The sequence below is a fragment of the Pseudomonas sp. R2-37-08W genome (assembly GCF_003851705.1).
Taxonomy (GTDB): Bacteria; Pseudomonadota; Gammaproteobacteria; order Pseudomonadales; family Pseudomonadaceae; genus Aquipseudomonas.
Genome location: NZ_CP027728.1, coordinates 784732 through 809014 on the forward strand (window position 1 = coordinate 784732; position 24283 = coordinate 809014).

Genomic DNA, 24283 nt, shown 5'->3' on the forward strand with positions numbered 1-24283 from the left:
GGGGAAGGTCAAGCGCGATCGTTCCCACGCTCTGCGTGGGAATGCATCCCCATGACGCTCCGCGTCACCCTTGCGCCGAATCAAAGGCTTGTACGCGGGACGCGCAGCGTCCCATGAGGCGTTCCCACGCGGAGCGTGGGGACGATCTGCGGCTTCAGTATTCCAGCGTGGCGGCTTTGAGGTACATACCGTCCGGGCCTTGGGCGATACGCAGTTTGCGTACATCGCCGGCCTTGAGTGTGATGTTCTGTGCCGGCGGTGCCAGCATGCCCGGCAAGCAGCCCGGTGTCTGGCCCGGCAGCAGCTTGAGGCGCAATGACACATCGCCCGGCGGCAAATTGAAGGAGGTGGCTTGTTCCTGGAACAGGCGCCCGGCCAGTTGGTCCTGAATGTAGAGGCCGATCTCACAGTTGGTCGGCACTTCCAGGCGCTCGCGGGAAATGATCAGCACCGCATAGTCTTCAGCGGCGGGCGCAACGGCAGAAAAACTCATCAGGCCGGCAAGGGCAAAAATCGACCAGCGCATGGCGAATGCTCCGTGGTTCACTTCTATTGAAGGTGAAGCTTGGCCGACGTCGCCACCGAATACCAGCCCGGCCGAGTTTTCTGAAACTTGACCTTGCCATCATGGCAAGGTCGAGACTGCGTTCAACCTCATCAAAGGAGACATGTCATGCAAGTATTCAAGGTGCAAGGAATGACCTGCGGCCATTGCGTTCGTGCGGTGACCCAGGCGGTGCGCAGCCAGGATGCAGATGCCGAGGTCACGGTGGACCTTGCGGCCAAGCAAGTCAGTGTCCAAAGCAAACTGGACCGTGAAGCGATCGCGGGCCTGATCAAGGAAGAAGGCTACACAGTCGTCTGATTCTCGATAGTTAGCGAGCTATCTTAATGTTCAAGACGCCCAAGCGCGGCTAGACTGTCGGGCTGCCGACTCACTTGGGTGTCTGATGAACCTCCGCATAATTCTGATCCTGGGCGCCTTGAGCGCCTTCGCGCCGTTGGCGATCGATTTTTACCTGCCGGGTTTCCCGGCGATGGCAGCCGCTTTTGCAACCGATGAAAAACACATCCAGTTGACCCTGGCGGTGTATTTCGGTGGGCTGGCCATCGGCCAATTGATCTACGGCCCCTTGGCCGACCGCTTTGGCCGGCGCGTGCCGCTGCTCAGCGGCGTCACGCTGTTTACCCTTGCGTCCTTCGCCTGTGCGTACGCGCCCTCCCTGGAATGGCTGATCGGCGCGCGCTTCGTGCAGGCCCTCGGCGGTTGCGCGGGCATGGTGATCTCACGGGCGGTGGTGAGTGACAAATGCGATGCCGTGGGCTCGGCCAAGGTGTATTCGCAACTGATGTTGGTGACCGGCCTGGCGCCGATTCTCGCACCGCTGGCGGGCGGGATAATGGTAGGCGTGTGGGGCTGGCAGTCGATTTTCCTGGCGCTGTCGCTGTTCAGCGTGATGGCGGCGGTTGCGGTGGCGGTGGGCTTGCCGGAAACGTTTCCGGCGCATCAGCCGCGCCAGCCGTTGTCCGGCTCGCTGCGCCGCTACGGCGCGCTGTTGTCAGACCGGGTTTACCTCGGCTACGCCTTGACCGGCGGCATCTCGATTGCCGGGATGTTTGCCTACATTGCCGGTTCGCCGTTTGTGTTCATCAAGCTGTATGGCGTACCCGCCGAGCATTACGGCTGGCTGTTTGGCTCCAACGCCGCCGGGTTTATCCTGGTGGCGCAGTTGAATGCGCGGCTACTGGCCAAGCGCGGCCCGGCGTTTTTGCTCTCGCGTACGGTGTGGGTTTATGTAGCGGCGGCGTTGGCCCTGCTGGGCATTGCAGCGCTGCGCACCGAAGCCCTGTGGCCGTTGCTGGTGCCGCTGTTCATCTGCATCGCCAGCCTGGGCTGCATTTTGCCTAACACCTCGGCGTGCGCCATGAACGGGCAAGGCGCCCGTGCCGGCAGCGCGTCGGCATTGCTCGGTTGCATTCAGTTCGGCGTGGCGGCGGGGGCGGCATCGTTAGTTGGCGCGTTGCATGACGGCACGGCGATGCCGATGGCGATGGTGATCAGCCTGTGCGGTGTGCTGGCGGTGACGATAGCGATGTCGACCCAGCGCCTGCAACGGGCCAGGGCCGCGCAGGCGCAGGTCTGATCTGAAGAGCCGATCAGCCAGCGGCGGCGCGTTGCTGGCTGAGTGGGAAACGGTGGGGAGCCTGGATGCGGGCTTGCAAGGTGTCGGCGAAAGCACGGGCCTCGGCTTCGGTGTGGAAAATAATCGACTTCTGGTCCAGGCGGACCTCCCACTGCGATTTTGCTAACGCTTTTATCAGGATCTTCATTGCTGACTTCCTCACGTAAAAGAATCGTGGCAAAGGCGGCCAATATAAACCCGTATGCGCGCACAAATATGACAAACGTCAACTCTCGGACTAATGGTGTCGTCCATTACCTACATCAGTGACAGACGACACTGATAGCCGTTTTCTAGAACCCTTCTAAAACGATCTTGCCCTTGGCCTTGCCGCTTTCCAGCAGCGCGTGGGCGCGCCGCAGGTTCGCCGCATTGATCACGCCGAAGTGCTCGCCTACAGTGGTTTTCAGGGTGCCGGCGTCGATCAGCGTGGCCACGCGGTTGAGCAGGTGATGCTGCTCGATCATGTCCGGTGTCTCGAACATCGAGCGGGTGTACATGAACTCCCAATGCAGCGACAGGCTCTTGCGCTTGAGCTTGCTGACGTCCAGCGCCTTGGGGTCATCGATCAGCGCCAGCTTGCCTTGGGGCTGCAGGGCTTCCACCAGTTGGTCGAGGTGATGGTCGGTCTGGGTCAGGCTGGCGACGTGGGTCACGTGCGGGTGGCCGGCGTGTTTCAGCGCTTCGCTCAGCGGCTGGCTATGGTCGATCACCAGGTCGGCGCCGAGGGCCTTGGCCCATTCTTGAGTCTCCGGGCGCGAGGCGGTGCCGATGACCTTCAGTGCAGTGAGCTGTCTGGCCAACTGGGTCAGGATCGAACCCACGCCGCCCGCTGCGCCGACGATCAGCAGGCTCTGGCCCAGGTCCGCCTTGCCCTCGGGGACTTGCAGGCGTTCGAACAGCAGCTCCCAGGCCGTGATGGCGGTCAACGGCAGCGCGGCGGCTTCGGCAAAACCCAGGGTCTGTGGCATATGGCCGACGATGCGTTCATCCACGGTGTGCAATTGGCTGTTGCCGCCTGGGCGCACCAGGGAGCCGGCGTAGAACACCTTGTCACCGGCCTTGAACAACGTGACTTCGCTGCCGACCGCCTTGACCACACCGGCCACGTCCCAGCCGAGCACCTTGGCGGCGCCGTGTTCCGGGGCGACGTTCTGGCGCACCTTGGTGTCCACCGGGTTGACCGAGATGGCTTTGACTTCCACCAACAGTTCGCGCGGCCCGGCCACGGGTTCGGGCAGTTCGATGTCTTGCAGGGCGTTCGTGTCGCTGATGGGCAGGCAGCTGTAGTAGGCGATGGCTTTCATGTTTTCTCCGGGTAAAGGGTTGGTGGTCAGGCGAGAAACTTCAGGCGCTTGAGGTCGAAGTGTTCAATCACCTCGGCGGCCTGGGCCCGGAAGCTCTGGATATGCGCGCTCTGATCGTGGTCGGCCAGGGCCGCCTCATCGCTCCAGCGCTCGAGCATGTAGAACGTCTCGGGATGTTGCAGATCCTGATGCAGGTCGTACTGCTCACAGCCAGGTTCCAGGCGGGTCGGTTCGAGCAGGCCGCGTAGCAGGGTTTCCAGAGTGGCTTGTTGGCCAGGCTTGGCGATCAGCGTGGCGATGACGTTAAAAGCAGTGGACATACTCAACTCCTGGTCGAAAAGGAACGGCGTGTCCAGATGATTGGCTATTTCCAATGCAGATAAAAGCCGATAAAACAGCGTTCTGTTTCAATAAAAAATTGATAATTGGCGGGAATGCATGCTTCGCTTTGATGATTTGCAGTTGTTTGTGCGGGCGGCGGACCTGGGCAGTTTGTCCGCAGCCGCGCGGGTGATGGACCTGTCCCCGGCAGTGGCCAGCGCCGCGTTGAAGCGTATAGAGCAGCAACTGGGCACGCGCTTGCTGGCACGCTCCACTCGCAGCCTGCGCTTGACCGCCGAGGGCGAAGGTTTTCTCACCTACGCCCGCGCCGCGTTGAGTCCACTGGATGAAGGGCGGCGCTTGTTGGCCAGTGGGCAGGACCATGTGAGCGGCCTGCTGCAACTGTCGGCGCCTTCGGATTTCGGGCGCAATCAGCTGTTGCCCTGGCTGGATGATTTCCAGCGTGAATACCCGCAACTGAGCGTGCGCCTGTTGCTGGGTGATCGCATAGCCGACCTGTTCCGGCAACCGGTAGACATCGCTTTGCGCTATGGCGAACCCGAGGATTCAAGCCTGGTGGCGCTGCCCATCGCCCCGGAAAATGTGCGGGTGCTGTGCGCAGCACCCAGTTATCTGGCCCGCCATGGCGAGCCGCGACACCTTGAACAACTGGCCCAGCATAATTGCTTGCTCTATATGCTCGCCGGTCGTGTGCATGACCACTGGCGTTTTTTTGATGGCAAGCGCGAGGTCGGCCTGACCGTCTCAGGGGATCGGGTCAGTGACGACGCCGACGTGGTGCGCCGCTGGGCGGTGGCGGGTGTAGGCATTGCCTATAAATCCTGGCTGGATGTGAGTACCGACGTCGTGGCTGGGCGTTTGCGCTTGATCCTGCCGGAGCTGCGCGGTGAGCGCACGCCGCTTAACCTGCTGTGCGCGCATCGAGCGCAGTTGAGCAAACCCGTCAACCTGCTGCGGGAGATGCTCGTATCCCGTTGTGCGACATTGACGGCGCAACGGTCGGAGCGATTCGCGGCTAAGTAATGGCCGGCAGAAAAGCAGGAACTTTCGCTCAAGTGCTGTCCCTGTCCAGGCTGTAAGACGCCATGGAACCGGCTGTTTTGGCCCCTATACTTTGGCGCCAACCGCAGCAGAAAAACGCGTCAACAGGGAGTCGAGAGATGGAACAGGCACCATGCATCAGTCATATCGCCAGCTTGCTTGCCGAGCCCAAGCGCACCGCAATGCTGTGGGCATTGATGGACGGTTCGGCAAAATCTTCAGAGGAGTTGGCGACGTGCGCCGGTTTGTCGGCGGCGTCGGCCAATGCCCATTTGGCGCGGTTGACCGGCAGCGGCTTGCTGCGGGTCGAAGCGCGACGGGGCAAGCGTCTGTTTCGTGTGGCGGCTGCGGACGTCAGCGCCGCCATCGATGCCCTGGCGACGACCACCATGGCCAGCGTAGGGCGCAGCACGCCGGATACTCAGCCAGCGGCGTTGCGGGTACCGCCGCTGTTGCGTCGCGCCCGTGTGTGCCAGGACCACCTCGGCGGTGAACTGGCGGCCGGCCTGTACCAGCGGATGATGGAGGCAGGGTGGATCCAGCGCTACGAACAACGTACCGAAGTCACGGTCAAGGGCACCCAGCATTTGGCGAGCCTGGGTATTTTTGTCCAGGCCTTCTCGTCGCCGTTGGTGTGTGACTGTTTCGACTGGAGCCAACAGCAACCGCATGTGGGCGGTGCGCTCGGCGCGGGGTTGTTGCAACTGTTCCTGCAGTCGAACTGGGTCAGTGCGATCGATGAATCCCGGGCCTTGGCGGTCAGCGACGCCGGGCTTGCGGAGATCAACCGGCTGGCCACAGCGTAGGCGCGTCGCTCCTGGTTTCGGTCAGGTCGCATCCAGCAAACGCTAGGGCAGACGATGCCGCACACTCTTTGGGGGACTTTTCAGACAGGGGGCGGCGGCATGGGTACGCAAGGCTATAGCGCAGCAGAGCGGCTGGAACGGTTGCCCATCAGTGGTTACCACCGAATCATTTTCATCATCATTGCCCTGGCGTTTTTCTTCGACTCCATGGACCTGGCAATGATGACGTTTCTATTGGGCTCGATCAAAGCCGAGTTTGGCCTGAGTACGGCCCAAGCCGGGTTACTCGCCAGTTCGAGCTTTTTCGGCATGGTGATCGGTGCGTCGCTCTCGGGGATGCTCGCGGACCGCTTCGGGCGCAAGCCGGTGTTTCAGTGGAGCATCGTGTTGTGGGGCGTCGCCAGCTACCTGTGCTCCACGGCGCAGACGGTCGAGACGCTGACGCTGTTTCGCATCTTGCTGGGCATAGGCATGGGCATGGAATTTCCCATTGCACAATCGATGTTGTCGGAGCTGATTCCGGCAAAGCGACGCGGGCGGTATATCGCGTTGATGGATGGTTTCTGGCCGCTGGGGTTTGTCGCCGCCGGGGTGCTGTCATATTTCCTGCTGCCGGTGGTGGGCTGGCGCGACATCTTTCTGGTGTTGGCGGTGCCGGCGGTATTTGTGCTGGCCATCCGGTTTTTCATTCCGGAATCGCCGCGTTGGCTGGAACAGGCCGGGCGCCATGAGGCGGCGGACAAGGTATTGCTTGGCATCGAGCAAAAGGTGCGCGACTCCCTCGGGCGCGCCGACTTACCTGAGCCGGTGGCCCTGCCGCGAGTGGCGAGTACCCCAGGCACGTTCTTCTCGGCCTTCCAGCAATTGTGGTCGGCGCAGTACCGTCAACGCACTTTGATGATCTGGAGCGTGTGGTTCTTTGCCCTGCTCGGCTTCTACGGACTCACCTCGTGGTTGAGTGCGTTGTTGCAGCAGTCAGGCTTTGCCGTGACGCAATCGGTGTATTACACGGTGATCATTTCCCTGGGCGGAATTCCGGGCTTCCTCATGGCCGCGTGGCTGGTCGAGCGTTGGGGGCGTAAACCGGTGTGCGTGGTGACGTTGCTCGGTGGCGGGGTGATGGCATTTTTGTATGGGCAGAGTGCGGTGTTTGGCGGCAACGTCGGGCTGCTGATTACGTCCGGCTTGTTGATGCAGTTCTTTCTATTTGGCATGTGGGCGGTGTTGTACACCTATACGCCCGAGCTATATCCCACCTCGGCGCGTGCGACCGGGTCCGGCTTCGCTTCGGCGATTGGGCGGGTGGGGTCGTTGCTGGGGCCACTGGTGACCGGGCTGGTGTTTCCGATTACCGGGCAGGGCGGGGTATTCGCCTTGGGCGCGCTGTGTTTCGCGGTGGCGGCGCTGGTGGTGTGGGTGTTCGGGATGGAGACCAAGGGCAAGACGTTGGAAGAACTCACCGAAATCTAGGGTTACCGCAAAAACCATGTGGGAGGGGGCTTGCCCCCGATGGCGGTGGGTCAGCTACAAATAAGCTGGCTGACATACCGCAATCGGGGGCAAGCCCCCTCCCACATGTCTGGACTGCGTTTATTCAGTTATGGCTTTACCAGTCGCGCATCCAGGCTGTTCTGCGCCAGGCGCTTGGCCTGGTCCTGGGTCATGCCCAGGGAGGTGTACAGCGCGTGGAAGTTCTCGGTGACATAACCGCCGAAGTAGGCCGGATCGTCCGAGTTCACGGTGACCTTCACGCCACGCTCGAGCATGTCGAGGATGTTGTGCTGAGCCATGTCGTCGAATACGCACAGCTTGGTGTTGGACAGTGGGCACACGGTCAGCGGGATCTGCTCGTCGATGATGCGCTGCATCAGGCGCTCGTCTTCGATGGCGCGCACGCCATGGTCGATACGCTGGATTTTCAGCAGGTCGATGGCTTCCCAGATGTACTCGGGCGGGCCTTCTTCGCCGGCGTGGGCCACGGTGAGGAAGCCTTCGTGACGGGCGCGGTCGAACACACGCTGGAACTTGCTCGGCGGGTGACCCATTTCTGAACTGTCCAGGCCCACTGCGACGAACGCGTCACGGAAGGGCAGCGCCTGGTCGAGGGTTTTCTCGGCTTCGGCTTCGCTCAGGTGGCGCAGGAAGCTTAAGATCAGGCCGCTGGTGATACCCAGTTGCTGCTCGCCGTCTTTGAGGGCGGCAGCGATGCCGTTGAGCACCACTTCGAACGGCACGCCACGGTCGGTGTGGGTTTGCGGGTCGAAGAAGGGTTCGGTGTGGATCACGTTCTGGGCTTTGCAGCGCAGCAGGTAGGCCCAGGTCAGGTCGTAGAAATCCTGGGACGTGCGCAGCACATCGGCGCCTTTGTAGTACAGGTCGAGAAACTCTTGCAGGTTATTGAACGCGTAAGCCTTGCGCAGGGTTTCGACGTCGTTCCACGGCAGTGCAATCTTGTTGCGTTCGGCCAGGGCGAACAGCAGCTCGGGCTCCAGCGAGCCTTCCAGGTGCAGGTGCAGTTCAGCCTTGGGCAGGGCGTTGAGCCAATCGTACATGTCTAAAAATCTCATCAGGTGCAATGGCGGCATTCTACAGGCCATGGCCGAAATAATCGGCAAAACCTGACCAGCAGGAGAGTATTCGATTTTTTCGCGCAAGAGCGGCGTGAACTAAGGTGTAACGAAACGTTAGCGGCTGGGCGCAGTCTGTACCCCAACGATGACTGATCTGCTGCACATAAAGGCCTCCCATGCTCACTTCCCTCAAGCAAGAAAAATTCATGCTGCTGGCGCTGATTGCCGCCATTGCCGCCTACCCGCTGGAACACTGGATGCTCCACAGCGGGCAGATTGTGGCGTTGCTCGCGGGCCTCGGGTTGATCGCGTTTATCGTGATGGCATCGATGCGTGTGGCCCATCATGCCGAACAACTGGCGGAAAAGGTCGGCGACCCTTACGGCACCATGATCCTGACCTTGGCGGCCGTGCTGGTGGAGGTGGTGATCCTGGCCATCATGATGAGCAACGAGCCTTCACCCACACTGGTGCGCGACACCATCTATTCGGCGGTGATGCTCGATATCAACGGCATCCTCGGCCTGGCCGCGCTGATGGGCGGCATCAAGCATGGCGAGCAGTCCTACAACGATGATTCTGCGCGCACCTACAGCGTGATGATCCTCACCGCCATGGGCGTGTCGATGGTCGTGCCGGAATTTATCCCCGAGGCCGACTGGAAAATTTACTCGGCCTTCACCATCGGCGCGATGGTGGTGCTCTACACCTTGTTCCTGAGAATGCAGGTCGGCCCCCACAGTTATTTCTTCAGCTACAGCTACCCGGAAAAACGCCGCAAGAAATTGCCGGAAGACGAGCAAGCGCCGCCCGTGAACCTCGCGTTCTCGATCGGCACCCTGGTGTTTGGCGTGATTGTGATTGGCGCGTTGGCCGAGGTCATGTCCAAGACCCTCGACCTGGGCCTGGAAGGCACGGGCGCCCCACCGGTGATCACCGCGATTGTAGTGGCGGCTATTTCCGCCGCGCCGGAAATCCTCACCGCATTGCGCGCTGCCTTGGCCAACCGCATGCAGTCGGTGGTGAACATCGCACTGGGTGCCTCGTTGTCGACGGTGATTCTGACGGTGCCGGTCATGGAAGCGATGGCGCTCTACAGCGGCCAGCCGTTCCAGATGGCAATGACGCCGGTACAGACGGTGATGGTGTTTATTACGCTGATCGTCAGCGCGATCAACCTCAATGATGGTGAAACCAATGCCATTGAAGGGATGACGCATTTTGTGTTGTTTGCGACGTTTATCATGTTGTCGTTGCTGGGACTGTAGCCGGCTTCAAGAACACCATAGAGCCAAATGTGGGAGGGGGCTTGCCCCCGATGACGGAGTGTCGGTCAATACATGTATTGGCTGACCCACCGCTATCGGGGCAAGCCCCCTCCCACATGTTGAACTTCGTTTGGCTTAGTTTCCGGCGATCAGCTGGCGCGCCGCCTGGCTGTGATCGGCGATCAGGCCTTTCAGGTCCAGGCCTTCCACCTGCCCATCAATGACCCGCCACTTGCCGCCGATCATCACCCGGTCCGCCCGATCTGCGCCGCACAGCAGCAGTGCGGAAATCGGATCATGGCTGCCGGAGAAGCGCAGCTCATCGAGTTTGAACAGCGCCAAGTCAGCCTGTTTGCCTACGGCCAGTTCACCAATATCTGTACGCCCCAGTAGCTGCGCCGAGCCTTTGGTCGCCCAGCCCAATACACCTTCGGGCGTGATTTTTTCTGCCCCGTAACGCAGACGCTGGATGTACAAGGCCTGGCGGGTTTCGAGGATCATGTTCGAGGCGTCGTTGGAGGCGGAGCCGTCCACGCCCAGGCCGATGGGCGCACCGGCGGCGAGCAGGTCAAGGGTCGGGCAGATACCGGAGGCCAGGCGCATATTCGAGCTTGGGCAGTGGCAGATGCCCGTGCCGGCAGCGCCCAGGCGGGCGATTTCATCCGGATTGAAATGAATGCCATGGGCCAGCCAGGTGCGCGGGCCAAGCCAGCCGACGCTGTCCAGATAATCCACAGTACGCAGGCCGAAACGCTGCAGGCAGAAGTCTTCCTCGTCGAGGGTTTCCGCCAGGTGCGTGTGCAGGCGCACGTCGAGGCTGTGGGCCAGTTCGGCGCTGGCTTGCATGATCTCCGGGGTGACGGAAAACGGCGAGCAGGGTGCGAGGGCAATCTGGATCTGCGCACCGTCGCCGCGCTCGTGGTATTGGCGGATCAGGCGCTGGCTGTCGTCGAGGATCACTTGGCCTTGTTGCACGGTCTGCTGCGGCGGCAGGCCACCCTCGGCTTCGCCCAGGCTCATGGAACCGCGGGTGAGCATGGCGCGCATGCCCAGTTCACGCACGCTGTCGACCTGCACATCGATGGCGTTTTCCAAACCGTCGGGGAACAGGTAGTGGTGGTCTGCCGCTGTGGTGCAGCCGGAGAGCAGCAGTTCGGCGAGTGCCACCTTCGACGCCAGGGCGAGTTTTTCCGGCGTCAGTCGGGCCCAGACCGGATACAGGGTTTTCAGCCAGGGAAACAGCGGCTGGTTGACCACCGGCGCCCAGGCGCGGGTCAGGGTTTGATAGAAGTGATGGTGGGTGTTGATCAGCCCGGGCAGAACCACGTGCTCGCGGGCATCGAACACCTGCGCACAGGGTTGCGCGGGTTCTTGCCCCTGGGCCAGCACTTCGGTGATGACACCGTCTTGCAGCACCAGGCCGCCACGGGCATCGAGGCCATTGGCAGTGAAAATAGCGAGGGGGGTTTTTAACCAGATACGGGTCGCAGGCATTGGCCGGCTCCTCTGAATGATGGGTTCAGGTTTGCCAGCTCAGTGTTGCCCTGTCTGCTGATCCAGGGTCGCCGGGGAGGGCGAGGTGGCTAGATTACGTGTTGGTCCACATGCAGGCAAGCGGACGCGGTCAGTGTGGGAGGGGGCTTGCTCCCGATAGCGGTGGATCAGCCAACTTATATATGACTGAAATACCGCTATCGGGAGCAAGCCCCCTCCCACAGGTTAATCGGTGTATCTACCAGGCGATGGTATCGCCCTTGTAGTCCACGAAATGATGACCGCCTTTGCCGGTGTAGGCGTTCACCTGGTCCACCAGGCCGCGCACGCTGGTTTCGACGTCGATGTGTGCATTTTCGCCGCCCATGTCGGTTTTCACCCAGCCTGGGTGCAGCGATAACACCGTCGGCTTGTGTTCGCCCAGTTGGGTGACAAAGCTGTTGGTCATGGAGTTGAGCGCCGCCTTGCTGGCTTTGTACAACGCCATGTCCGAACCATCAGGAATGGTGACGCTGCCGAGCACCGAACTCATGAAGGCCAGCACGCCGGTGTCCTTGCGGATCTGCCCGATAAAACGCTGGGCCAGGTTGATCGGGGCCACGGCGTTAGTGAAAAACAGTTGGCCGACTTCCGCCAGGGTCGCGTGGCCAGGTTCCTGGTTCGCCGGGCCCTTGACGCCGGCGTTGACGAACAGCAGGTCGAAGGTGCGGTCTTTCAGGCGCTGGGCCAGGGCGATCACGGCTTGCTGATCGTCCATGTCGAGTTTCTCGATCTGCACCGGGCCCACGGCTTTCAGGGCGTCAGCCTTGTTCGGGTCGCGCACGGTGGCGGTCACGTCCCAGCCGTCCTGGAGCAGTTGCTTGACCAGGCCAAGGCCCAGCCCGCGCGAGGCGCCGATGATCAGTGCGGTTTTTGGCGTAGGCATGAAAAGCTTCCTTTTAGAGTCGCGGTTCAGGGAGTTCAGCAAATAACAGTAACAGCTTTCAGCGTTGCAGCAGGATACGTCCACGGCTCAGGTCGGCCAGTTGGGCCTGCAGGGTATCGACCTGCTCTTCGCCTAAGGCCAGTTGCAGTTCGACACCGTTGGCGGTGAAGGTTTCCTCCACCACCAATCCACCAAGGTCGGCAACGCGCAGTTTTACCAGGTTCAGCTCGGCGAATGCACAGGCGCAGCGCAAGGGTATGCGGCTGATCAGCTCGATGCGCTCGGCATTCTGCAGGCACTTGTTGGCGCCACCGCCATAGGCCCGGGCCAGCCCGCCGGTGCCTAGTTGAATGCCGCCGTACCAGCGAATCACCAGCACCGCGACCTGATCGAAACCCTGGGCTTCGATGGCCGCGAGGATTGGCCGCCCGGCGGTGCCACCGGGTTCGCCGTCGTCGTTGCTGCGGTATTGGTCGGCCAGTTTCCAGGCCCAGCAGTTGTGTGTTGCGTTTAGGTCGCTGTGCTGCTCGAAAAACGCCTGGGCGTCTTGCGGGCTGGTAATGGGCGCCGCCAGGGTGATAAAGCGGCTTTTGCGGATTTCTTCACGAAATTCGCTAAGGCCTGTCAGCGTGAATGGCATAAGTCGCTTCGTTTATTGGGCCGGCTTGATGCCACAGCCTTTGAGAATGATGTGGATCAGGTTGGTGCCGGCGTCTTCCATATCCTGCTTGGTCAGCTTGGTGCGCCCCGTGACGCGGCAGATCTGGGTGGCGAAGTCGGCGTAGTGCTGGGTGCTGCCCCACAGCAGGAAGATCAGGTGTACCGGGTCGATGGGGTCCATCTTGCCGGCATCGATCCAGGCCTGGAACACAGCCGCACGGCCACTGAACCAGGCGCGGTAGTCCTGGCTGAAATATTCGGTAAGGCATTCGCCGCCGCTGATGATCTCCATGGCGAAGATTCGCGAGGCCTGTGGCTGGCGTCGTGAGAATTCCATCTTGGTGCGGATGTAACGGGAAAGGGCTACGGCCGGGTCGTCCTCGGCGGTCAGCGCGTTGAACGTGCTGTCCCACAATTCGAGAATATTGCTGAGCACCGCAATGTACAGGCCAAGCTTGTTGGTGAAGTAATAATGCAAGTTGGCTTTGGGCAGCCCGGCACTGGCAGCGATGGTGTTCATGCTGGTGCCCTTGTAGCCGTGGCGCGCGAACTCATCTTCAGCAGCCTGGAGAATCGCTTGTTCGTTCTTTTGCCGAATGCGGCTGGCGGGTTTACCGGCGTGGTTGCTGTGGGCAGGAACTTCGAGGCTCATGGAGGTTTCCGTGCTGATCGATAGAGGCGACGTGTGCACAGATAACCCACCCTCAAGCCTCAGACAAGTGTTGATGCAATAAAACCGTCAAAGCGATTCCAGGGAGTCACTCTCGGGCGTGTGGTTTGCGACGGCACCGGTGGTTTTGGCCTCGGGCAATAGCAGGCACAACACAATGGCGGTCAGGCCGCCGCTGGTGATGGCGGAGTCGAACAGGTTCTGCACCAGGGTTGGCATCAAGTGCAGCAAGTTGGGTTGGGCGGCGATACCCAAGCCGACCCCGAACGAGGTGGCGATGATCAGCATGCTGCGTCTATCCAGCGGCGCCTGCGCAAGAATTCGCACACCGGCCGCAGCGACGCTGCCGAACATCACCAGGGTCGCGCCGCCCAGCACCGGTTTGGGGATTTGCTGCAATACCGCGCCGATCATGGGAAACAACCCGAGACAAATCAACACGGCGCCGATGTACAAGCCGACGTAACGGCTGGCCACGCCGGTGAGTTGGATCACCCCGTTGTTTTGCGCAAAGGTGGTATTGGGGAAGGCGCTGAACGTCGCGGCGATCATGCAACTGACCCCATCACCCAGCACGCCGCCTTTGAGTCGGCTTATATAAGATGCACCGCTGATGGGCTGGCGGGCGATCATGCAGTTGGCCGTAAGGTCACCAACGGTTTCGATACTGCTGATCAGATAAATCAGCGCGATTGGCAGGAAGGCGCTCCAGTCGAAGTTGAAACCAAAGCGAAACGGCGTAGGCAGGCTGATCAGAGGCAAGTCGGGCAAGGCGTGGGGCACCAGCTTGCCGCTGAACCAGGCGGCCAGGCTGCCGAGGGCCAGGCCGATGATGATGGCCGAGAGGCGTACCCAGGGCGTGTTCGAGCGGTTGAGCAGGATGATCGTCAATACCACGAACAGGCCCAGGGCCAGGTTGGTGGGGGCGCCGAAGTCGGGAGCGTTGAAGCCGCCGCCGAGATCGGTGATGCCGACTTTTATCAGGCTGATACCGATCAGTGTAATCACGATCCCGGTCACCAGGGGCGTGATGACCCGGCGCAGTTGGCCGATACAGCGGCTCAGCACGATTTGCACCAAGGCGCCGAAAAAGCACACGCCGAAGATCATCGCCAGGATGTCCTCAGGGCTGCCGCCGCGTTGCTTGACCAGAAAACCGGCGGACAACACCGCACCCAGGAAGGCAAAGCTGGTGCCTTGCAGGCAAATCATCCCGGCGCCGATACCGAACGGCCTGCGCGCCTGGATGAACGTGCCGACGCCGGAGACCATCAGCGCCATGCTGATCAAGTAGGGCAGGTGCGCGGTGAGGCCCAGGGTGGAACCGATGATCAGTGGCGGGGTGATGATGCCGACAAACGCGGCCAGCACATGTTGCAGGGCAGCCAGCAGGGCGGGCAGTGGTTTCGGACGGTCATCGAGGCCGTAGATCAGGTCGTTGGGGCTGGAGGATTCTGGTGGCATGGCGAGTCAACTCGGGCGGACGGTTCAAGGTCCTTGTGCCTTGCAAAAAACTGTCCACCTGCTCAGCTTTTTGGGTGGGGCCCGAATCAGCGCGTTGCGGCCAGGCTTTCCAGGAAGCTTTCCAGCACCAAATGGGGGCGACGGCCCTTGCGCGTGACCGATGCCAGGCTTAAATCGTAAAATCGTGTAGCCGATTTCAACGCGCGGAGTCGGCCTTGTTGTACCCACAGGCTGGCGTAGTGATCGGGCAGGTAGCCTATATAGCGGCCGGTGAGGATCAGGAATGCCATGCCTTCGCGATCCGAAGCACTGGCCGTGCAATTGAGCGCCTGGTAGTGGGCCTGGATCTCGGCGGGCAGGCGGAAGGTCGGGGCGATGGCGTCCTGGCCGTCGAGGCGCGCGTCGTCCAGTTGCTTGTCGTCGGCGTAAAACAGCGGATGGCCGACCGCGCAATAGAGCAGCGAGCGCTCGCTGTACAGCGGTTGGTACTCCAGGCCGGACAACGCGCTGGCCTGGGGCACCACGCCAACGTGCAGACGGCCGTCAAGCACACCTTGCTCCACCTCATTGGGGGCGATCATGCGGATCTGGATCTGCACGTCCGGGCCGCGCTCCTTCAACTGCGCCAAGGCGTGGGTAATGCGCATATGGGGCAGGGTGACGAGGTTGTCGGTGAGGCCGATGATCAGCTCCCCGCGCAAGTGCTGGTGCAGGCCGTTGACCTCGGTGCGAAAACTTTCCAGGGCACTCAACAGTTGCAGGGCCGACTGATAAACCTCACGGCCTTCTTCAGTCAATGAGAATCCGGCGCGGCCGCGTTGACAGAGCCTCAGCCCGAGGCGCTGTTCCAAGTCGCTCATTTGCTGGCTGATGGCCGAGCGACCAATCCCCAGTACGGTTTCCGCCGCCGAAAAGCCGCCGCATTCCACCACGCTGCGAAAGATGCGCAGCAGGCGGATATCAAAGTCGCTGACCTGGGCCAGGGGGTCGGGACGACGGCTCATAGTTTAGTGAAGTCCTGACTGAAGGTTAGAAGAGTTGAATTTCACCGACTTTATCCCCGTGTCAATTTAGCTGCAACAACGCTTTTTCAATCCCGACGCTGCCTTTTGCCTTGCGAGGTTTTGCTGATGAACATGCCGGAAAACGCCCCATCGTCCCTGGCCAGCCAACTCAAGCTGGATGCTCACTGGATGCCTTATACCGCCAACCGTAACTTTCAGCGCGATCCGCGCCTGATCGTGGCCGCCGAAGGCAGCTGGTTGACCGATGACAAGGGGCGCAAGGTCTACGACTCGCTGTCGGGCCTTTGGACGTGCGGCGCCGGGCATACGCGCAAGGAAATCCAGGAAGCGGTGGCCCGGCAGTTGGGCACCCTGGACTACTCTCCGGGCTTCCAATACGGTCATCCGCTGTCCTTTCAACTGGCGGAAAAGATTACCGACCTGACCCCTGGCAACCTCAACCATGTGTTCTTCACCGACTCCGGCTCCGAGTGCGCCGATACCGCCGTGAAGATGGTGCGTGCCTACTGGCGCCTGAAGGGCCAGGCCACCAAGACCAAAATGATCGGCCGCGCCCGTGGGTACCACGGGGTGAACATTGCCGGCACCAGCCTTGGCGGCGTCAACGGTAACCGTAAGCTGTTTGGCCAGGCGATGATGGACGTTGACCATCTGCCGCATACCTTGCTGGCGAGCAATGCGTTCTCCCGTGGCATGCCGGAGCTGGGCGGTATCGCGTTGGCCGATGAGTTGCTCAAGCTGATCGAGCTGCATGATGCTTCGAACATTGCTGCGGTGTTCGTCGAGCCAATGGCCGGTTCTGCAGGCGTGCTGGTGCCGCCACAGGGTTATCTCAAGCGCCTGCGTGAAATCTGCGATCAGCACAACATCCTGTTGGTGTTCGACGAAGTGATCACCGGTTTCGGCCGTACCGGTTCGATGTTCGGCGCCGACAGTTTTGGCGTGACCCCGGACCTGATGTGCATCGCCAAGCAAGTCACCAACGGCGCGATTCCCATGGGCGCGGTGATTGCCAGCAGCGAGATCTATCAGACCTTCATGAACCAGGCGACGCCCGAGTACGCGGTGGAATTCCCCCACGGCTACACCTATTCGGCGCACCCGGTGGCCTGCGCGGCCGGCCTCGCGGCACTCGACCTGCTGCAGAAGGAAAACCTCGTGCAGAGCGTAGCCGAAGTCGCACCGCATTTTGAGAATGCGCTGCATGGCTTGAAGGGCAGCAAGAATGTGGTTGATATCCGTAACTACGGCCTGGCCGGAGCCATCCAGATTGCCCCGCGTGACGGCGATGCGATCGTGCGCCCGTTCGAGGCCGGCATGGCGCTGTGGAAAGCCGGTTTCTATGTGCGCTTCGGTGGTGACACCCTGCAGTTCGGGCCAACCTTCAACAGCAAGCCGCAGGACTTGGATCGCCTGTTCGATGCGGTCGGTGAAGTGTTGAACAAGATCGACTGATTTCTCCTTCTATATAGAACAACTTTTCAGGAGCCCTGCATGAGCCTTATCCAGCATTTGATCAACGGTGAATTGGTCAACGACAGCGGTCGCAGTGCCGACGTGTACAACCCGTCTACTGGCCAGGTGATTCACCAAGTGCCGTTGGCCAGTCGCGAAACCATTCAACAGGCGATCGACGCGGCCAAGGCGGCGTTCCCGGCCTGGCGTAATACGCCGCCGGCCAAACGGGCGCAGGTGATGTTTCGTTTCAAGCAGTTGCTGGAGCAGAACGAAGCGCGTATTTCGCAGTTGATCAGCGAAGAGCACGGCAAGACGTTGGAGGATGCCGCCGGTGAGTTGAAGCGTGGCATCGAGAATGTGGAGTACGCGTGCTCGGCGCCGGAAATTCTCAAGGGTGAATACAGCCGCAACGTGGGGCCGAACATTGATGCCTGGTCGGATTTTCAGCCGCTGGGCGTGGTGGCGGGGATTACGCCGTTCAACTTCCCGGCGATGGTGCCGTTGTGGATGTATCCGCTGGCGATTGTGTGCGGTAACTGTTTCATTCTCAAACCGTCGGAGCGTGACCCGAGTTCAACGTTGTTGATCGCGCAATTGTTGCAGGAAGCGGGTCTGCCTAAAGGTGTGCTGAGCGTGGTGCACGGTGACAAGGGGGCAGTGGACGCTTTGATCGAAGCGCCCGAGGTAAAGGCGCTTAGCTTTGTAGGATCGACGCCGATTGCCGAATACATCTATGCCGAAGCGACCAAACGCGGTAAGCGCGTGCAGGCACTGGGCGGGGCGAAGAACCACGCGGTGCTGATGCCGGACGCGGATCTGGATAACGCCGTCAGCGCCTTGATGGGCGCGGCATATGGTTCCTGCGGCGAGCGTTGCATGGCGATCTCGGTGGCGGTGTGTGTGGGTGACCAGGTGGCGGATGCGTTGATCGCCAAGCTGGTGCCGCAGGTCAAGGCGTTGAAGATCGGCGCGGGCACCACCTGTGGCTTGGATATGGGGCCACTGGTGACGGGGCAGGCGCGGGACAAGGTCAGCGGCTATATAGAGGACGGTGTGTCGGCGGGGGCCGAGTTGGTCGTCGATGGTCGCGGCTTGAGCGTTGCCGGGCATGAACATGGGTTCTTCCTCGGTGGCAGCCTGTTTGATCGCGTGACCCCCGAGATGCGTATCTATAAAGAAGAGATCTTCGGGCCGGTGTTGTGCGTGGTGCGGGTGGACAGCCTGGAAGCGGCGATGCAATTGATCAACGATCATGAATACGGCAACGGCACCTGCATCTTCACCCGTGACGGTGAGGCGGCGCGTCTGTTCTGTGATGAAATTGAAGTGGGCATGGTGGGGGTTAACGTTCCGCTGCCGGTGCCGGTGGCTTATCACAGCTTCGGTGGCTGGAAGCGTTCGCTGTTTGGCGACTTGCACGCCTATGGGCCGGATGGGGTGCGGTTCTATACCCGCCGCAAGGCGATCACTCAGCGTTGGCCGCAGCGGGCCAGCCATGAGGCATCGCAGTTCGCTTTTCCGAGCCTGTAAGGTGGGTGAATAGAAGGCCGGCCCCTTGGGGCCGACCTTTGCGTTTTCTGGGCTTTTTGACCTATATGACAGAAATGTGAAAAAGAAGGTTGACGGCAGATTCTGTGCGCCTATAATTCGCCCCACTTCCGGCGCAGTCGAAACGGAAAACTCCTTGGTAAACAACTAGTTAAGTAGTTTTCGGCAGCAGGTTGCTTCAGTCCATCGAAGCCAAAAGGAAGTTGAAAAAGAGGTGTTGACAGCAGCGTGTAACGCTGTAGAATTCGCCTCCCGCTTACGAGAGATCGCAAGCGCAAGTGGTTGAAGTTGTTGAAGAAATCTTCGAAAACTTCTGAAAATAACCGCTTGACAGCAAATGAGGCTGCTGTAGAATGCGCGCCTCGGTTGAGACGAATAGCTCTTAACCAACCGCTCTTTAACAACTGAATCAAGCAATTCGTGTGGGTGCTTGTGGAGTCAGACTGATAGTCAACAAGATTATCAGCATCACAAGTTACTCCGCGAGAAATCAAAGATGTAACCAACGATTGCTGAGCCAAGTTTAGGGTTTCTTAAAAACCCAAAGATGTTTGAACTGAAGAGTTTGATCATGGCTCAGATTGAACGCTGGCGGCAGGCCTAACACATGCAAGTCGAGCGGTAGAGAGAAGCTTGCTTCTCTTGAGAGCGGCGGACGGGTGAGTAATGCCTAGGAATCTGCCTGGTAGTGGGGGATAACGTTCGGAAACGGACGCTAATACCGCATACGTCCTACGGGAGAAAGCAGGGGACCTTCGGGCCTTGCGCTATCAGATGAGCCTAGGTCGGATTAGCTAGTTGGTGAGGTAATGGCTCACCAAGGCGACGATCCGTAACTGGTCTGAGAGGATGATCAGTCACACTGGAACTGAGACACGGTCCAGACTCCTACGGGAGGCAGCAGTGGGGAATATTGGACAATGGGCGAAAGCCTGATCCAGCCATGCCGCGTGTGTGAAGAAGGTCTTCGGATTGTAAAGCACTTTAAGTTGGGAGGAAGGGCAGTTACCTAATACGTGATTGTTTTGACGTTACCGACAGAATAAGCACCGGCTAACTCTGTGCCAGCAGCCGCGGTAATACAGAGGGTGCAAGCGTTAATCGGAATTACTGGGCGTAAAGCGCGCGTAGGTGGTTTGTTAAGTTGGATGTGAAATCCCCGGGCTCAACCTGGGAACTGCATTCAAAACTGACTGACTAGAGTGTGGTAGAGGGTGGTGGAATTTCCTGTGTAGCGGTGAAATGCGTAGATATAGGAAGGAACACCAGTGGCGAAGGCGACCACCTGGACCAACACTGACACTGAGGTGCGAAAGCGTGGGGAGCAAACAGGATTAGATACCCTGGTAGTCCACGCCGTAAACGATGTCAACTAGCCGTTGGGAGCCTTGAGCTCTTAGTGGCGCAGCTAACGCATTAAGTTGACCGCCTGGGGAGTACGGCCGCAAGGTTAAAACTCAAATGAATTGACGGGGGCCCGCACAAGCGGTGGAGCATGTGGTTTAATTCGAAGCAACGCGAAGAACCTTACCAGGCCTTGACATCCAATGAACTTTCCAGAGATGGATTGGTGCCTTCGGGAACATTGAGACAGGTGCTGCATGGCTGTCGTCAGCTCGTGTCGTGAGATGTTGGGTTAAGTCCCGTAACGAGCGCAACCCTTGTCCTTAGTTACCAGCACGTTATGGTGGGCACTCTAAGGAGACTGCCGGTGACAAACCGGAGGAAGGTGGGGATGACGTCAAGTCATCATGGCCCTTACGGCCTGGGCTACACACGTGCTACAATGGTCGGTACAGAGGGTTGCCAAGCCGCGAGGTGGAGCTAATCCCAGAAAACCGATCGTAGTCCGGATCGCAGTCTGCAACTCGACTGCGTGAAGTCGGAATCGCTAGTAATCGCGAATCAGAATGTCGCGGTGAATACGTTCCCGGGCCTTGTACACACCGCCCGTCACACCATGGGAGTGGGTTGCACCAGAAGTAGCTAGTCTAACCTTCGGGAGGACGGTTACCACGGTGTGATTCATGACTGGGGTGAAGTCGTAACAAGGTAGCCGTAGGGGAACCTGCGGCTGGATCACCTCCTTAATCGACGACATCAGCTGCTCCATAAGTTCCCACACGAATTGCTTGATTCATTGAAGAAGACGAAAAGAAGCAGCCCGAAATTGGGTCTGTAGCTCAGTTGGTTAGAGCGCACCCCTGATAAGGGTGAGGTCGGCAGTTCGAATCTGCCCAGACCCACCAATTTTGTGTGGGAAACGCCTGTAGAAATACGGGGCCATAGCTCAGCTGGGAGAGCGCCTGCCTTGCACGCAGGAGGTCAACGGTTCGATCCCGTTTGGCTCCACCACTACTGCTTCTGTTTGTAGAAAGCTTAGAAATGAGCATTCCATTGTTGTGATGGTGAATGTTGATTTCTAGTCTTTGACTAGTTCGTTCTTTAAAAATTTGGGTATGTGATAGAAAGATAGACTGAACGTTACTTTCACTGGTAACGGCTCAGGCTAAGGTAAAATTTGTGAGTCGCTCTTAATTGAGTATGATCGAATTTTCGGCGAATGTTGTCTTCACAGTATAACCAGATTGCTTGGGGTTATATGGTCAAGTGAAGAAGCGCATACGGTGGATGCCTTGGCAGTCAGAGGCGATGAAAGACGTGGTAGCCTGCGAAAAGCTTCGGGGAGTCGGCAAACAGACTTTGATCCGGAGATGTCTGAATGGGGGAACCCAGCCATCATAAGATGGTTACCTTACACTGAATACATAGGTGTATGGAGCGAACCAGGGGAACTGAAACATCTAAGTACCCTGAGGAAAAGAAATCAACCGAGATTCCCTTAGTAGTGGCGAGCGAACGGGGACTAGCCCTTAAGTGGCTTTGAGATTAGCGGAACGCTCTGGAAAGTGCGGCCATAGTGGGTGATAGCCCTGTACGCGAAAATCTCTTAGTCATGAAATCGAGTAGGACGGAGCACGAGAAACTTTGTCTGAATATGGGGGGACCATCCTCCAAGGCTAAATACTACTGACTGACCGATAGTGAACTAGTACCGTGAGGGAAAGGCGAAAAGAACCCCGGAGAGGGGAGTGAAATAGATCCTGAAACCGTATGCGTACAAGCAGTGGGAGCCTACTTTGTTAGGTGACTGCGTACCTTTTGTATAATGGGTCAGCGACTTATTTTCAGTGGCGAGCTTAACCGAATAGGGGAGGCGTAGCGAAAGCGAGTCTTAATAGGGCGTCTAGTCGCTGGGAATAGACCCGAAACCGGGCGATCTATCCATGGGCAGGTTGAAGGTTGGGTAACACTAACTGGAGGACCGAACCGACTACCGTTGAAAAGTTAGCGGATGACCTGTGGATCGGAGTGAAAGGCTAATCAAGCTCGGAGATAGCTGGTTCTCCTCGAAAGCTATTTAGGTAGCGCCTCATGTATCACTGTAGGGGGTAGAGCACTGTTTCGGCTAGGGGGTCATCCCGACTTACCAAACCGATGCAAACTCCGAATACCTACAAGTGCCGAGCATGGGAGACACACGGCGGGTGCTAACGTCCGTCGTGAAAAGGGAAACAACCCAGACCGTCAGCTAAGGTCCCAAAGTTATGGTTAAGTGGGAAACGATGTGGGAAGGCTTAGACAGCTAGGAGGTTGGCTTAGAAGCAGCCACCCTTTAAAGAAAGCGTAATAGCTCACTAGTCGAGTCGGCCTGCGCGGAAGATGTAACGGGGCTCAAACCATACACCGAAGCTACGGGTATCACGTAAGTGATGCGGTAGAGGAGCGTTCTGTAAGCCTGTGAAGGTGAGTTGAGAAGCTTGCTGGAGGTATCAGAAGTGCGAATGCTGACATGAGTAACGACAATGGGTGTGAAAAACACCCACGCCGAAAGACCAAGGTTTCCTGCGCAACGTTAATCGACGCAGGGTTAGTCGGTCCCTAAGGCGAGGCTGAAAAGCGTAGTCGATGGAAAACAGGTTAATATTCCTGTACTTCTGGTTATTGCGATGGAGGGACGGAGAAGGCTAGGCCAGCTTGGCGTTGGTTGTCCAAGTTTAAGGTGGTAGGCTGAGATCTTAGGTAAATCCGGGATCTTAAGGCCGAGAGCTGATGACGAGTTGTCTTTTAGACGACGAAGTGGTTGATGCCATGCTTCCAAGAAAAGCTTCTAAGCTTCAGGTAACCAGGAACCGTACCCCAAACCGACACAGGTGGTTGGGTAGAGAATACCAAGGCGCTTGAGAGAACTCGGGTGAAGGAACTAGGCAAAATGGCACCGTAACTTCGGGAGAAGGTGCGCCGGTGAGGGTGAAGGACTTGCTCCGTAAGCTCATGCCGGTCGAAGATACCAGGCCGCTGCGACTGTTTATTAAAAACACAGCACTCTGCAAACACGAAAGTGGACGTATAGGGTGTGACGCCTGCCCGGTGCCGGAAGGTTAATTGATGGGGTTAGCTAACGCGAAGCTCTTGATCGAAGCCCCGGTAAACGGCGGCCGTAACTATAACGGTCCTAAGGTAGCGAAATTCCTTGTCGGGTAAGTTCCGACCTGCACGAATGGCGTAACGATGGCGGCGCTGTCTCCACCCGAGACTCAGTGAAATTGAAATCGCTGTGAAGATGCAGTGTATCCGCGGCTAGACGGAAAGACCCCGTGAACCTTTACTATAGCTTTGCACTGGACTTTGAATTTGCTTGTGTAGGATAGGTGGGAGGCTTTGAAGCGTGGACGCCAGTTCGCGTGGAGCCAACCTTGAAATACCACCCTGGCAACTTTGAGGTTCTAACTCAGGTCCGTTATCCGGATCGAGGACAGTGTATGGTGGGTAGTTTGACTGGGGCGGTCTCCTCCTAAAGAGTAACGGAGGAGTACGAAGGTGCGCTCAGACCGGTCGGAAATCGGTCGTAGAGTATAAAGGCAAAAGCGCGCTTGACTGCGAGACAGACACGTCGAGCAGGTACGAAAGTAGGTCTTAGTGATCCGGTGGTTCTGTATGGAAGGGCCATCGCTCAACGGATAAAAGGTACTCCGGGGATAACAGGCTGATACCGCCCAAGAGTTCATATCGACGGCGGTGTTTGGCACCTCGATGTCGGCTCATCACATCCTGGGGCTGAAGCCGGTCCCAAGGGTATGGCTGTTCGCCATTTAAAGTGGTACGCGAGCTGGGTTTAGAACGTCGTGAGACAGTTCGGTCCCTATCTGCCGTGGACGTTTGAGATTTGAGAGGGGCTGCTCCTAGTACGAGAGGACCGGAGTGGACGAACCTCTGGTGTTCCGGTTGTCACGCCAGTGGCATTGCCGGGTAGCTATGTTCGGAATAGATAACCGCTGAAAGCATCTAAGCGGGAAACTAGCCTCAAGATGAGATCTCACTGGGACCTTGAGTCCCCTGAAGGGCCGTCGAAGACTACGACGTTGATAGGTTGGGTGTGTAAGCGCTGTGAGGCGTTGAGCTAACCAATACTAATTGCCCGTGAGGCTTGACCATATAACACCCAAGCAATTTGCGTCGGC

At 58.8% G+C, this 24283-nt stretch carries 19 protein-coding genes, 2 tRNA genes and 2 rRNA genes; 12 read left to right on the forward strand and 11 right to left on the reverse strand.

Going from position 1 to position 24283, the window contains the following annotated elements:
• Nucleotides 1–154: 154 nt before the first annotated feature.
• Complete coding sequence (locus C4J93_RS03345; RefSeq protein ID WP_124361134.1) at nucleotides 155–526, reverse strand: hypothetical protein; 372 nt, start codon at nucleotides 524–526, stop codon at nucleotides 155–157.
• A 147-nt stretch (nucleotides 527–673) separates the two neighbouring features.
• Between C4J93_RS03345 and C4J93_RS03350 the strand changes: the two genes are divergently transcribed.
• Together C4J93_RS03350 and C4J93_RS03355 are read left to right on the forward strand one after the other, a co-directional pair.
• Complete coding sequence (locus C4J93_RS03350) at nucleotides 674–865, forward strand: heavy-metal-associated domain-containing protein (RefSeq protein WP_124361135.1); 192 nt, start codon at nucleotides 674–676, stop codon at nucleotides 863–865.
• Nucleotides 866–950: 85 nt separating this feature from the next.
• A complete protein-coding gene (locus tag C4J93_RS03355; RefSeq protein WP_124369472.1) occupies nucleotides 951–2144 on the forward strand; it encodes a multidrug effflux MFS transporter in 1194 nt (397 codons plus the stop codon).
• Nucleotides 2145–2157: 13 nt separating this feature from the next.
• Here the strand turns inward: C4J93_RS03355 and C4J93_RS27070 are convergent, their stop codons facing one another.
• The 3 genes from C4J93_RS27070 to C4J93_RS03365 all read right to left on the reverse strand — a co-directional run bounded on the left by C4J93_RS27070 (nucleotide 2158) and on the right by C4J93_RS03365 (nucleotide 3810).
• Nucleotides 2158–2331 carry a hypothetical protein gene (locus tag C4J93_RS27070; protein WP_164484509.1) on the reverse strand — a complete coding sequence of 58 codons (174 nt, stop codon included), beginning with the start codon at nucleotides 2329–2331 and terminating at the stop codon, nucleotides 2158–2160.
• Between the two features lie 145 nt (nucleotides 2332–2476).
• Entirely contained in the window at nucleotides 2477–3490 is a 1014-nt protein-coding gene (locus C4J93_RS03360; RefSeq protein WP_124428590.1) for a zinc-binding alcohol dehydrogenase family protein, read from the reverse strand.
• A gap of 26 nt (nucleotides 3491–3516) precedes the next feature.
• A complete protein-coding gene (locus C4J93_RS03365; protein ID WP_124365704.1) occupies nucleotides 3517–3810 on the reverse strand; it encodes a putative quinol monooxygenase in 294 nt (97 codons plus the stop codon).
• Between the two features lie 118 nt (nucleotides 3811–3928).
• On the opposite strand from C4J93_RS03365, the gene C4J93_RS03370 reads away from it, so the two are divergent.
• The 3 genes from C4J93_RS03370 to C4J93_RS03380 all read left to right on the forward strand — a co-directional run bounded on the left by C4J93_RS03370 (nucleotide 3929) and on the right by C4J93_RS03380 (nucleotide 7149).
• Complete coding sequence (locus C4J93_RS03370; RefSeq protein WP_124428591.1) at nucleotides 3929–4855, forward strand: LysR family transcriptional regulator; 927 nt, start codon at nucleotides 3929–3931, stop codon at nucleotides 4853–4855.
• Between the two features lie 137 nt (nucleotides 4856–4992).
• Nucleotides 4993–5679, forward strand: a complete 687-nt coding sequence (locus tag C4J93_RS03375) for a helix-turn-helix transcriptional regulator (RefSeq protein WP_124428592.1) — start codon at nucleotides 4993–4995, stop codon at nucleotides 5677–5679.
• Between the two features lie 99 nt (nucleotides 5680–5778).
• Complete coding sequence (locus tag C4J93_RS03380) at nucleotides 5779–7149, forward strand: MFS transporter (RefSeq protein ID WP_124428593.1); 1371 nt, start codon at nucleotides 5779–5781, stop codon at nucleotides 7147–7149.
• Between the two features lie 128 nt (nucleotides 7150–7277).
• On the opposite strand, the gene C4J93_RS03385 is transcribed toward C4J93_RS03380, so the two are convergent.
• Nucleotides 7278–8231 (reverse strand): adenosine deaminase, encoded by a 954-nt coding sequence (locus C4J93_RS03385; RefSeq protein WP_043051475.1) that lies wholly within the window; start codon nucleotides 8229–8231, stop codon nucleotides 7278–7280.
• A 194-nt stretch (nucleotides 8232–8425) separates the two neighbouring features.
• Between C4J93_RS03385 and C4J93_RS03390 the strand changes: the two genes are divergently transcribed.
• On the forward strand, nucleotides 8426–9517 hold the full coding sequence (locus C4J93_RS03390) for a calcium:proton antiporter (protein ID WP_124361142.1): 1092 nt from the start codon (nucleotides 8426–8428) through the stop codon (nucleotides 9515–9517).
• A 135-nt stretch (nucleotides 9518–9652) separates the two neighbouring features.
• Here the strand turns inward: C4J93_RS03390 and C4J93_RS03395 are convergent, their stop codons facing one another.
• The 6 genes from C4J93_RS03395 to C4J93_RS03420 form a co-directional block, all read right to left on the reverse strand.
• Nucleotides 9653–11011 carry an 8-oxoguanine deaminase gene (locus C4J93_RS03395; RefSeq protein ID WP_124428594.1) on the reverse strand — a complete coding sequence of 453 codons (1359 nt, stop codon included), beginning with the start codon at nucleotides 11009–11011 and terminating at the stop codon, nucleotides 9653–9655.
• 238 nt (nucleotides 11012–11249) lie between these two features.
• Nucleotides 11250–11936, reverse strand: a complete 687-nt coding sequence (locus tag C4J93_RS03400; RefSeq protein ID WP_124428595.1) for an SDR family oxidoreductase — start codon at nucleotides 11934–11936, stop codon at nucleotides 11250–11252.
• A gap of 58 nt (nucleotides 11937–11994) precedes the next feature.
• Nucleotides 11995–12576, reverse strand: coding sequence for a YigZ family protein (locus C4J93_RS03405; protein WP_124428596.1), 582 nt, complete (start codon nucleotides 12574–12576; stop codon nucleotides 11995–11997).
• A 12-nt stretch (nucleotides 12577–12588) separates the two neighbouring features.
• Entirely contained in the window at nucleotides 12589–13248 is a 660-nt protein-coding gene (locus C4J93_RS03410) for a TetR/AcrR family transcriptional regulator (RefSeq protein ID WP_124361147.1), read from the reverse strand.
• Nucleotides 13249–13335: 87 nt separating this feature from the next.
• A complete protein-coding gene (locus C4J93_RS03415; protein ID WP_124428597.1) occupies nucleotides 13336–14730 on the reverse strand; it encodes a uracil-xanthine permease family protein in 1395 nt (464 codons plus the stop codon).
• 86 nt (nucleotides 14731–14816) lie between these two features.
• Entirely contained in the window at nucleotides 14817–15734 is a 918-nt protein-coding gene (locus C4J93_RS03420; RefSeq protein WP_124428598.1) for a LysR family transcriptional regulator, read from the reverse strand.
• 126 nt (nucleotides 15735–15860) lie between these two features.
• Here C4J93_RS03420 and C4J93_RS03425 point away from each other — a divergent pair, with 126 nt between their 5' ends.
• From C4J93_RS03425 to C4J93_RS03455, 6 genes are all read left to right on the forward strand, one after another.
• Entirely contained in the window at nucleotides 15861–17210 is a 1350-nt protein-coding gene (locus tag C4J93_RS03425) for an aspartate aminotransferase family protein (protein WP_124361150.1), read from the forward strand.
• Between the two features lie 39 nt (nucleotides 17211–17249).
• Complete coding sequence (locus C4J93_RS03430) at nucleotides 17250–18743, forward strand: CoA-acylating methylmalonate-semialdehyde dehydrogenase (protein WP_124369482.1); 1494 nt, start codon at nucleotides 17250–17252, stop codon at nucleotides 18741–18743.
• A gap of 571 nt (nucleotides 18744–19314) precedes the next feature.
• Nucleotides 19315–20851: ribosomal RNA gene (locus tag C4J93_RS03440) — 16S ribosomal RNA — on the forward strand.
• An 82-nt stretch (nucleotides 20852–20933) separates the two neighbouring features.
• Nucleotides 20934–21010 (forward strand) — tRNA-Ile (locus tag C4J93_RS03445).
• A gap of 30 nt (nucleotides 21011–21040) precedes the next feature.
• Nucleotides 21041–21116, forward strand: a tRNA-Ala gene (locus C4J93_RS03450).
• A 249-nt stretch (nucleotides 21117–21365) separates the two neighbouring features.
• Nucleotides 21366–24257 (forward strand): 23S ribosomal RNA (locus C4J93_RS03455).
• Together the 16S and 23S rRNA genes with 2 tRNA genes alongside form the textbook arrangement of a ribosomal RNA operon.
• The last annotated feature ends 26 nt before the right edge of the window (nucleotides 24258–24283 follow it).

Bases quoted from the DNA above. Each gene is read 5' to 3' on its own strand.
- C4J93_RS03345 (WP_124361134.1), bottom strand. From the start codon at position 526: ATGCGCTGGTCGATTTTTGCCCTTGCCGGCCTGATGAGTTTTTCTGCC.
- C4J93_RS03350 (WP_124361135.1), top strand. From the start codon at position 674: ATGCAAGTATTCAAGGTGCAAGGAATGACCTGCGGCCATTGCGTTCGT.
- C4J93_RS03355 (WP_124369472.1), top strand. From the start codon at position 951: ATGAACCTCCGCATAATTCTGATCCTGGGCGCCTTGAGCGCCTTCGCG.
- C4J93_RS27070 (WP_164484509.1), bottom strand. From the start codon at position 2,331: ATGAAGATCCTGATAAAAGCGTTAGCAAAATCGCAGTGGGAGGTCCGC.
- C4J93_RS03360 (WP_124428590.1), bottom strand. From the start codon at position 3,490: ATGAAAGCCATCGCCTACTACAGCTGCCTGCCCATCAGCGACACGAAC.
- C4J93_RS03365 (WP_124365704.1), bottom strand. From the start codon at position 3,810: ATGTCCACTGCTTTTAACGTCATCGCCACGCTGATCGCCAAGCCTGGC.
- C4J93_RS03370 (WP_124428591.1), top strand. From the start codon at position 3,929: ATGCTTCGCTTTGATGATTTGCAGTTGTTTGTGCGGGCGGCGGACCTG.
- C4J93_RS03375 (WP_124428592.1), top strand. From the start codon at position 4,993: ATGGAACAGGCACCATGCATCAGTCATATCGCCAGCTTGCTTGCCGAG.
- C4J93_RS03380 (WP_124428593.1), top strand. From the start codon at position 5,779: ATGGGTACGCAAGGCTATAGCGCAGCAGAGCGGCTGGAACGGTTGCCC.
- C4J93_RS03385 (WP_043051475.1), bottom strand. From the start codon at position 8,231: ATGTACGATTGGCTCAACGCCCTGCCCAAGGCTGAACTGCACCTGCAC.
- C4J93_RS03390 (WP_124361142.1), top strand. From the start codon at position 8,426: ATGCTCACTTCCCTCAAGCAAGAAAAATTCATGCTGCTGGCGCTGATT.
- C4J93_RS03395 (WP_124428594.1), bottom strand. From the start codon at position 11,011: ATGCCTGCGACCCGTATCTGGTTAAAAACCCCCCTCGCTATTTTCACT.
- C4J93_RS03400 (WP_124428595.1), bottom strand. From the start codon at position 11,936: ATGCCTACGCCAAAAACCGCACTGATCATCGGCGCCTCGCGCGGGCTG.
- C4J93_RS03405 (WP_124428596.1), bottom strand. From the start codon at position 12,576: ATGCCATTCACGCTGACAGGCCTTAGCGAATTTCGTGAAGAAATCCGC.
- C4J93_RS03410 (WP_124361147.1), bottom strand. From the start codon at position 13,248: ATGAGCCTCGAAGTTCCTGCCCACAGCAACCACGCCGGTAAACCCGCC.
- C4J93_RS03415 (WP_124428597.1), bottom strand. From the start codon at position 14,730: ATGCCACCAGAATCCTCCAGCCCCAACGACCTGATCTACGGCCTCGAT.
- C4J93_RS03420 (WP_124428598.1), bottom strand. From the start codon at position 15,734: ATGAGCCGTCGTCCCGACCCCCTGGCCCAGGTCAGCGACTTTGATATC.
- C4J93_RS03425 (WP_124361150.1), top strand. From the start codon at position 15,861: ATGAACATGCCGGAAAACGCCCCATCGTCCCTGGCCAGCCAACTCAAG.
- C4J93_RS03430 (WP_124369482.1), top strand. From the start codon at position 17,250: ATGAGCCTTATCCAGCATTTGATCAACGGTGAATTGGTCAACGACAGC.